The following is a 7,917-nucleotide window of genomic DNA, read 5'->3' as shown; positions in this document are numbered from 1 at the left end:
CGCGCGACGGACAGCAATGCGCCGTCACCGTGTAGGCGCGGTTGAACCGGAGCCCTTCGCTCGCCAGACGTTCGGCGTTGGGCATCCGGCAGGGATGGTCCGGCTCCACCGTCATCGCTTGCTGCTGATCGGTCATGAAGATCAGGATGTTAGGGCGCTGCATCGTCTCGCCTCCGCATGTGGGTGGGTTCCACTGTAAGCGGCTTCGGCGGGCTGCGGCAACTGTCCGCCGCGCCGCAAGGTGCGACCCTTTGCCGCGCGTGGTAGGATTGGGGCGGTCGAAGCCAGCACGGAAGGCGCTGTCGTGATAACGCGCATGTCCGCGAAGAACTTCAAGTCGTGGCGGGACACGGGCGATCTGCAGATCGCGCCACTGACCGGATTCTTCGGCGCCAACAGCTCCGGCAAGACGAGCCTCCTCCAACTGCTTCTGCTTCTGAAGCAGACAGCGGAGTCGCTCGACCGGAACCGCGTTTTGCACACCGGCGACGAACACTCGCTAGTTGACGTCGGCACGTTCAGCGACCTGATCCACGCGCATCAAATGAGCGATCCCCTTGAGATGGCTCTGTCGTGGTCGTTGCCCGAGCCGTTGACGGTCAAGGACCCAAGTACGCGCAGCGTTCTCTTCTCGACGGATCGCCTAGCGTTCGAATCGGTCATCCGGTACGGCAAGGAACGTCCGCTGGTCAAGCGTTTCCAGTATCGATTCGGCGATTACACGTTCGGCATGAAGTCCATAGACAGCAAGAACGGCGGGAGAGACGCGTACGCGCCCATTCCAGACGAGAACGCGACGGAAGGCTTCGTCCCCAAGCGCAACCCCGGTAGACCCTATCCGCTCCCATCGCCGGTTAAGTGCTATGGGTTTCCCGACGAGGCGATCGGGTTCTACCAGAACACGGGCTTCCTCCCGGAGTTCGCCCTGCAGTTCGAGCAGCGGATGAGCCGCATCTTCTATCTGGGCCCGTTGCGCGAATACCCAAGACGAAGCTACGTTTGGTCGGGCGGCCGTCCGACCGATGTGGGTAGGCGGGGTGAAGGAACCATCGCCGCGCTCTTGGCGGCGCAGGCAGAGGGACGGAAGGAACTCGCGCGCACGGAGGGCAAACGGAAGCTGAGGCGCCCGATTCAGGAGATCGTCCCCCGCTGGATGAAGCGCATGGGATTGGTCCATTCCTTCTCGCTCGAACCGATCGCCTTGAACCGCGAGTACTACGAGGTTCGTATCCGAAAGAGCGAAGGCACAGCCGATGTTCTGATCACCGACGTAGGCTTCGGAGTATCGCAGATCCTGCCAGTGCTCGTGCTCTGCTACTACGTCCCCGAAGGTTCGACGGTCATCTTAGAGCAGCCGGAGATCCACCTGCACCCGTCGGTTCAAGCCGGCTTGGCGGACGTACTGATCGATGTCGTCCAGTTGCGGAAGATACAGATCATCGTCGAGAGCCACAGCGATCATCTGGTCCGGCGCATCCAACGACGTATCGCGGAGGGTGCTCTCGACCCGCAAGACGCCGCCCTCTACTTCTGCGAGATGGGCGAAGATGGCGCTTCTCAGGCGGAACGCCTTCGCGTCGATCTGACTGGCTACATCGAGAACTGGCCCAAGGGGTTCTTCGGCGATCCACTCGAGGAATCGCTGAAGATGGCAGAGGCGGCGATGAGACGTGCGCGGAAAGCCGCCCCATGAGCCGCGTCGTCGTCGACACCAATGTACCGGTCGTCGCCAACGGCCGGTCCGACCAGGCGTCCCCTGGATGCGTTGCCAGCTGTATCCAGCGCATCGCTCGCATTCGTGAGGAGAAGGATTGCCTTGTCCTCGATGCAGAATGGGAGATCATCGGCGAATACAGCCGGAATCTGCGTTCTGAAGGCCAACCCGGCGTAGGAGACGCATTCCTTCTGTGGGTTCTCACCAACCGGACGAATCCCGAGCGCTGCCACGTGGTAGCTTTGACGCCCAAGGGCGACAGGAACTACGTGGAATTCCCAACCGATCCCGATCTCAATCGGTTCGACCCATCTGACCGCAAGTTCGTCGCCGTTGCCCGCGCGTCCAGACCGCGCGCTCGCATTCTGCAAGCTGTCGACGCCAACTGGTGGCACTTCCGAGAGGCGCTCCACAGAAACGGCGTTCGCGTCGACTTCATTTGTGCCGATGACATCCAACGACTGATACAGTAGCTCGTTGCCGAAGAGCCAATCCCAGAACCGGCATCGTCGCGGAGCGTTCGCGCTGCGTCGGCTGGGCGCGCAGATAAGGAGAGTTACCGATGCAAGCGACCCCGCCTGTCGAATGGCAACCGGAACCCGAACTCGCATGCGCGACGCCGCGTCGGACCGTTTTGCGACGAAGCGTTATCGCTGAACGAGCCTTCTTCATCGGCTATATGTCGTTCATTGTATTGGGAGGAGCATATGCGTGGCTCTCTTATCTTGGTCTGACCGAACGTTCCGGGTCTATTCTAGTTGTTCTCTGCATTATGCCGCTCGGTTTGATCCTGTGGTGCGGTATCCTCGCCTCTGTGGTGAGTAGCTGGAAAAACGACGGTCTGCGTGATGCGCTGCTCGTTCGCTCTGCCATACCAACGCTCGGTATCGTTGGAGAAGTAGTTACATCTCGGACGAACGGTCGCTACGCTCAGTGGATTTATACGAGCACAATCGTATATGAGACGCCAGAACCGCGCACCTTGTGCGCCAGCACGGCAAGAACGAGAAAGGTGGGCGACACTCTCACTGTTCTGTATCTACCTGCCGACCCGGATAGGGCGAAGCCGTACGAAGAGTGCTGCTACAGAGCGGCAAAGCCCAAGGCTTGACGCATCGTCCTCGTCGCGGAGCGTTCCCACCGCGGCCGACCCGTCTTCGCTGGCGGAGGCAGATCAGGGCATTCCCATTCCTCATCGGTCAGTTCCCGAAAACGCATGATCCCTGCTCCTGAATACACCAGAGGAGCAGTCAACCAAATCCCCCTGTTTCGAGATGAGTTCCCGGACTCCTATGCGCTGATGGAACACTCCGACTGGGTGTGGAATGACCTGTATCAGCAATCGCAGATTCTCGTGCTGTGAGTGACAATTGCCGAACGAAATGAAGCGAAGTACCATGTCATACATGTCATACACGAAGTCATCATCGTTCATTCCTTGCGAAGGAGATCGACATGTCTGGAGCGACTGTTCGCACCACGGTCGTCTTACCCGTCGAGACGCTGGAAACGTTGAAACGGCTCGTTTCGGAGCGAAAAAGGAGCGAGTTCATCGCCGAAGCCGTTGAGAAGCAGTTAGATATTCTGCGGTTTCGCGAAGGGTTGAAGGCGGGATTCGGAGCCTGGACAGACGAAAACCATCCCGACCTCAACACGGCGGAAGATATGCGCCGCTATCTGCGAGGGTTGCGTGACCCGGCAAGTTGGAGAACCACCACGCTCCCGGAGGAATAGCATGACGACGCGTTATCTACTCGATTCGGATGTGGTGATGTGGGTTCTGCGCCGTCAAGGCATCACTTTGGGACAAGTGGACGTATTGATTGCGGCGACGGCGAGGGCTCACGATCTCATGTTGGTCACCTACAATCGCTCCGATTTCCCGATGCCGGATATCACGCTCTACGCCGAGATGCTCGCCATTTGACAGCGCTTCGCAGAACTATCACAATGAAATTAAGGACTGTTTCCAAGTTCATGCCAAACAAGGCGTGGGCTACTCTTTGCAGCAGTCCTTGTTCTTTTTCTAGCCCCTCCTCGTGGTTCGTCAGCGTGATGGTGAACCGTATTCGACGCACCCCACAGCGACCGTACGCGCGTCGCCCCGCGGAAGCGGGAGCGACGGTATGGCGCAGGAGCGGATGTGAGGGTCGATGTTCGCCCCGTCAGCCCTCGGTGACCAACGGCAGGGGCGCGCGTTCCGGCGCGGGTTCCAACCCGTAGACATGCGCCGCGTTGCCGCCCAGGAAGAGGTTCCGCTCGTCGTCCGAGAGGAAGTCCAAGCCGTACCGCGCCCAATCGAGAAGCTGCCGGTAGGTGTAGTCCACCATCGTCCGAGGCAGGTCGCTGCCCCACATGAGCTTGTCGATCCCGACCTCCAGCGACGCGATCCGCACGGCTTCTTGGGCGTTCTCGAACGCTGAGCCGTCGTCGCGGTAGAGCCAGCAGATGCCCCCGGACTCGATCCAGATGTTGGGAATCTGAGCCAGACGGAGTTGCGGAAACCAGTCGGGACGGTTCGCCATCCCAAAGTGCCCCAGGGCGATGCGAAGCTCCGGGAACGCCCGCGCCACAGACGCCATCTCGTCCACCTGCGATGCGCCGAAGTCGAGATCGACGGCGAGAACCGCCCCGTCGGACTGGAGCTGCTCCCAGAGCTTCATCAGCGCCGGATCGGTCAGATGGATGCGCGGATTCGCATGGGCGAGCCGCAGCGCCGGCAGCTTGAGCCCCCGGAACCCCTGTCGATGCGCCGCCTTCCACGCCGCGAGGCACTTCTTCGGCTCCGCATAGTCGATCAGCGCGTGGGCGAAGAAGCGTCCCGGATGCGCCTGCATCACCTTCGACAGGTACGCGTTCTGGATGCCGTCCATCGTCTCCTGGACGACGACGCCCACCTCGACCCCGGCGTCGTCGAAGTGCGCGAGCGCGCGTTCGGCGGTGCAGCGGCAGTCTTCGAACGACGGCGGCATCATTAGGACGACGTTCTCGCCCATCCGCACTTTGCCGTTCGTCAGCGGCTTGACGACGATGTCGCCGATCCGCCCGTCGATGACGTCCCACAGATGCATGTGCGCGTCGACGATCATATGCCCAAACCTCCTGGGTCCGGCGTCCTCACACGGGCTTCGACGTGACCCGCATCGTCCCGACGAACGACTTGCCCGGTTCCAGTTCGATGAGTCCGACATCCAACCCGCGTATCGCCAAGTTGGGCGCGTCCGTCGGGCAGGTATAGGGCTCGAAGCAGATGGCGCGACGGTTGGGTGGCGTGTAGACGACGATCTCGCGGAACACGCCGTCGCTCTCGACGACCGTCTTGAGCCCCAGCGCGCGGTCCTCGATGACGCAGCGGGACTTGCCGTCGCGCTCGTCCTTCTCGATGCCCGTGAATACGTCGTCCCACCGCATCCCCTCGAAGCTCTTGCCCTTCCGCAGGTCGGTTCTACCGGAGACGGGAACGATGCGTCCGGTCGGCAGGAGATGCTGGTCGAGCTCCCAGTATGCGGCGGCGGGAACCGTGACGACGCAGTTTTCCGGCGACGTGCGCTCCGAGATGGGGCAACGGAAGTAGGGGTGGAATCCGACGCCCATCGGGAGCGTGCGCTCGCCCGCGTTCGTCGCGGAGAAGGTCATCGCGAGCGCGTTGTCATGCAGGGAGTACTCGACACGCAGGCGGAACGGGAAGGGGTACTGCCGCCCGATGTCGGCGAACTCGCGCGAGTCGAAGGTCAGGGCGCAGGACGCCCCATGCGGCGTCGCCTTGTGCTCGGCGACCTTCCAGGCGCGCGTGTAGACGAGTCCGTGGATGTGATGTCCCGCGCTGTGCTTGTCCTCGAACTCGTACATCTCGCCGTCGTACATGAAGATGCCGTGGCGGATGCGATTGGGGAACGGGAAGAGGATCGGCGTTCCGTACGATGTGGGTCGGTGGACGATGGTCGCGATGTCCGGCGGCGGATCCAACAGGTGCGCGATCTGCCCGTGGTGCGTGACCGTGTAGTCCATGCAGGTCGCGCCGATTCCGGGCAGGATGCGAGCGCGCTGTTTGCGGGCTTCGTCGCGGAGCTCCAAGACGCGCGTGCCTCCGTGCGTGGCGTCGTGGATGGAGTAGGTGAGCGGCATCGGGTCGCCCTCCGGGTGGGTATCGGGAGGAACGCCGCGATTCTACTGGAGGGAGCCGGTTCGTGAAAGCCCGATGCGTGCCATTGACGCGGAAACGCAACGAATCTATGATGAGGATGTGTCGAGTTTCGTGAACACAACCTCGGCATGGCGTGCGGAAAGGTGGCTTCGATGCGTGTCGGGTTACGGATCGGCAGTTTCCTGGTTCTCGCGCTCGCGGTCTCTGTGTCCACGGCTCGCGGCGAAGTCGTCGGACAATGGCTGTTCGACGAGGGCGCCGGAGATGTCGCCAAGGACACCTCCGAGAAGGGGAACCACGGCAAGATCAACAACGCGAAGTGGGTCGCTGGGAAGTTCGGGAAGGCGCTCGAGTTCGCTGGCGGCGCCTCGAACGTCGAGATTCCGTGGGCGGCGACGATGTCCGTCGAGAAGTTCTCGCTGATGGCGTGGGTCAACGTCCCCAAGCTCACGGGGAACTGGCAGACGATCGTCACGCAGAACACCGACGGACCTACCCGGAACTACGGAATCTTCATCAATAACGCAGGCGGCGTTATCCACTACTCCTTCACGTTCGGGAAGGCTTGGCAGTCGTTCGACGCCAAGACGGGCGTGGTCGACGGGAAGTGGCATCACATCTGCGCGACGTACGACAAGGAGGCGTTCATCCTCTATGTGGACGGGATCGAGGATGCGCGCACACCGCGGAACGTGACGCCGGATACGGCGAAGACGGTCATCACGATCGGTTCATGGGTGGGCGGCGGCTGGCTGCAAGGCGCGCTCGACGAGGTCGCGCTGTTCAACAACGCGCTCAAGCCCAACGAGCTCAAGTCGGTCATCACCAACGGATTGGCGTCGAAGCCCGTCGATCCGAAGGGGAAGGTCGCCGCCACCTGGGCGGCATTCAAGGCGCGCTGAGCGCCGGAGAGGATACGTCCGTGAAGAAGGGGTTACTGGCGTTGGCGGTGTGCGGTGCGTTGACGGTCGCGATGACCTCGCAGGCGGGCCTCGTCGGCTTGTGGACGTTCGACGACGGCAGCGGAACCGCCGCCGCTGACCGGTCCGGCAACGGCTACAACGGCAAGGTCAACAAGGCAACCTGGGTCGCCGGCAAGTTCGGCGGAGCCGTCGGGCTGAACGGTACCGACGCCAACGTCGAGGTGGCGCACGGCGCCAAGCTCTCCGTCACGAACTTCAGCGTCATGGCGTGGGTGAACGTACCCGCCAAGACGGGCAACTGGCAGACGATCATGACGCAGAACACCGACGGACCCATCCGCAACTACGGCATCTTCATCAACAACGCCGCCGGGCAGGTCCACTACTCGTTCACGTCGGGCAAGGCGTGGCAGTCCTACGACGCCAAGATGAACGTGATCGACGGCGCGTGGCATCACATCGCCGCGACCTACGACGGCGCGAAGTTCCGCTTGTATGTCGACGGCAAGCTCGACGCCGAGACCGACAACAAGACCAAACCCGACACCGCGACCACGGTCATCACGATCGGTTCGTGGGTCGGCGGCGGGTTCCTCAAGGGCAGCATCGACGAAGTCGCCCTCTACGACAACGCGCTCACCGCAGCCGACTTGGCGAAGGTCATGACGGGTCTGTCGACGCCGGTCGAGCCCAACGGCAAGACGACGACGGCATGGGCGGCAATGAAGACGGCACGCTAGCCGTCGTATCCATCATACGGTCGTTGAAGAAGAGGCGGGTTCGCACCCGCCTCTTTCGCTTGCATGCGCGGTCCGAAGCGTCCTGTCGCAACGCGGCTTGACAAGGCATCGTGGCAATATTACCCTTGTCTATGTCACGCAAGACCCTCCGGTTTCCTCGGGAAGTGATGAGATCGTCTACCCAGTGTTTACAGAAGTGAACACGGTGGACGCCACAACGAGCCGGCTGCCGCCGGTCATACGGGGTCGATAGGGCGGTGTCGGTCGAGAGGAGCCAGCAACGGCGCGGCTTCCTCGCCCTCGACGCCTCCGATAGCCGCAGACAGACCCCTCGGCGAGATGTTTGGCACGATCCGTGCTACAAACCAAGCGCCCTTCGGTGCGTGTCCTTCAGAG

Annotated in this window: 9 protein-coding genes; 6 read left to right on the top strand and 3 right to left on the bottom strand. The window is 61.9% G+C overall.

Annotation, left to right across the window (positions count from 1 at the left end; all coding sequences use genetic code 11):
• Window positions 1–163: hypothetical protein (locus FJZ36_09505; GenBank protein ID MBM3215137.1), on the bottom strand; the 163-nt coding region annotated here is incomplete at its 3' end.
• A 153-nt stretch (window positions 164–316) separates the two neighbouring features.
• Here FJZ36_09505 and FJZ36_09500 point away from each other — a divergent pair.
• The 4 genes from FJZ36_09500 to FJZ36_09485 all read left to right on the top strand — a co-directional run bounded on the left by FJZ36_09500 (window position 317) and on the right by FJZ36_09485 (window position 3,641).
• Window positions 317–1,693 carry a DUF3696 domain-containing protein gene (locus FJZ36_09500; GenBank protein ID MBM3215136.1) on the top strand — a complete coding sequence of 459 codons (1,377 nt, stop codon included), beginning with the start codon at window positions 317–319 and terminating at the stop codon, window positions 1,691–1,693.
• On the top strand, window positions 1,690–2,187 hold the full coding sequence (locus FJZ36_09495) for a hypothetical protein (GenBank protein MBM3215135.1): 498 nt from the start codon (window positions 1,690–1,692) through the stop codon (window positions 2,185–2,187). Before FJZ36_09500 ends, FJZ36_09495 begins: the two co-directional genes overlap by 4 nt.
• A 982-nt stretch (window positions 2,188–3,169) precedes the next feature.
• The gene (locus tag FJZ36_09490; protein MBM3215134.1) at window positions 3,170–3,448 is read left to right on the top strand and encodes a hypothetical protein; all 279 of its coding nucleotides are present in this window, start codon (window positions 3,170–3,172) and stop codon (window positions 3,446–3,448) included.
• Between the two features lies 1 nt (window position 3,449).
• Complete coding sequence (locus FJZ36_09485) at window positions 3,450–3,641, top strand: type II toxin-antitoxin system VapC family toxin (protein MBM3215133.1); 192 nt, start codon at window positions 3,450–3,452, stop codon at window positions 3,639–3,641.
• A 238-nt stretch (window positions 3,642–3,879) separates the two neighbouring features.
• Here FJZ36_09485 and FJZ36_09480 read toward each other — a convergent pair whose 3' ends face one another.
• Together FJZ36_09480 and FJZ36_09475 are read right to left on the bottom strand one after the other, a co-directional pair.
• Entirely contained in the window at window positions 3,880–4,905 is a 1,026-nt protein-coding gene (locus tag FJZ36_09480) for an amidohydrolase (GenBank protein MBM3215132.1), read from the bottom strand.
• On the bottom strand, window positions 4,832–5,839 hold the full coding sequence (locus FJZ36_09475; GenBank protein ID MBM3215131.1) for an aldose 1-epimerase: 1,008 nt from the start codon (window positions 5,837–5,839) through the stop codon (window positions 4,832–4,834). Before FJZ36_09475 ends, FJZ36_09480 begins: the two co-directional genes overlap by 74 nt.
• Before the next feature lie 147 nt (window positions 5,840–5,986).
• Between FJZ36_09475 and FJZ36_09470 the strand changes: the two genes are divergently transcribed.
• Together FJZ36_09470 and FJZ36_09465 are read left to right on the top strand one after the other, a co-directional pair.
• Complete coding sequence (locus FJZ36_09470) at window positions 5,987–6,760, top strand: LamG domain-containing protein (protein ID MBM3215130.1); 774 nt, start codon at window positions 5,987–5,989, stop codon at window positions 6,758–6,760.
• Window positions 6,592–7,521: a LamG domain-containing protein gene (locus tag FJZ36_09465; GenBank protein MBM3215129.1), complete on the top strand. Its 930-nt coding sequence runs from the start codon at window positions 6,592–6,594 to the stop codon at window positions 7,519–7,521. The genes FJZ36_09470 and FJZ36_09465 overlap by 169 nt, the downstream gene beginning before the upstream one ends.
• The last annotated feature ends 396 nt before the right edge of the window (window positions 7,522–7,917 follow it).

The organism is Candidatus Poribacteria bacterium, from assembly GCA_016866785.1.
Lineage (GTDB): Bacteria > Poribacteria > WGA-4E.
The sequence above is the reverse complement of the archived record's forward strand: the minus strand, read 5'-3'. Positions and strand labels throughout refer to the sequence as shown.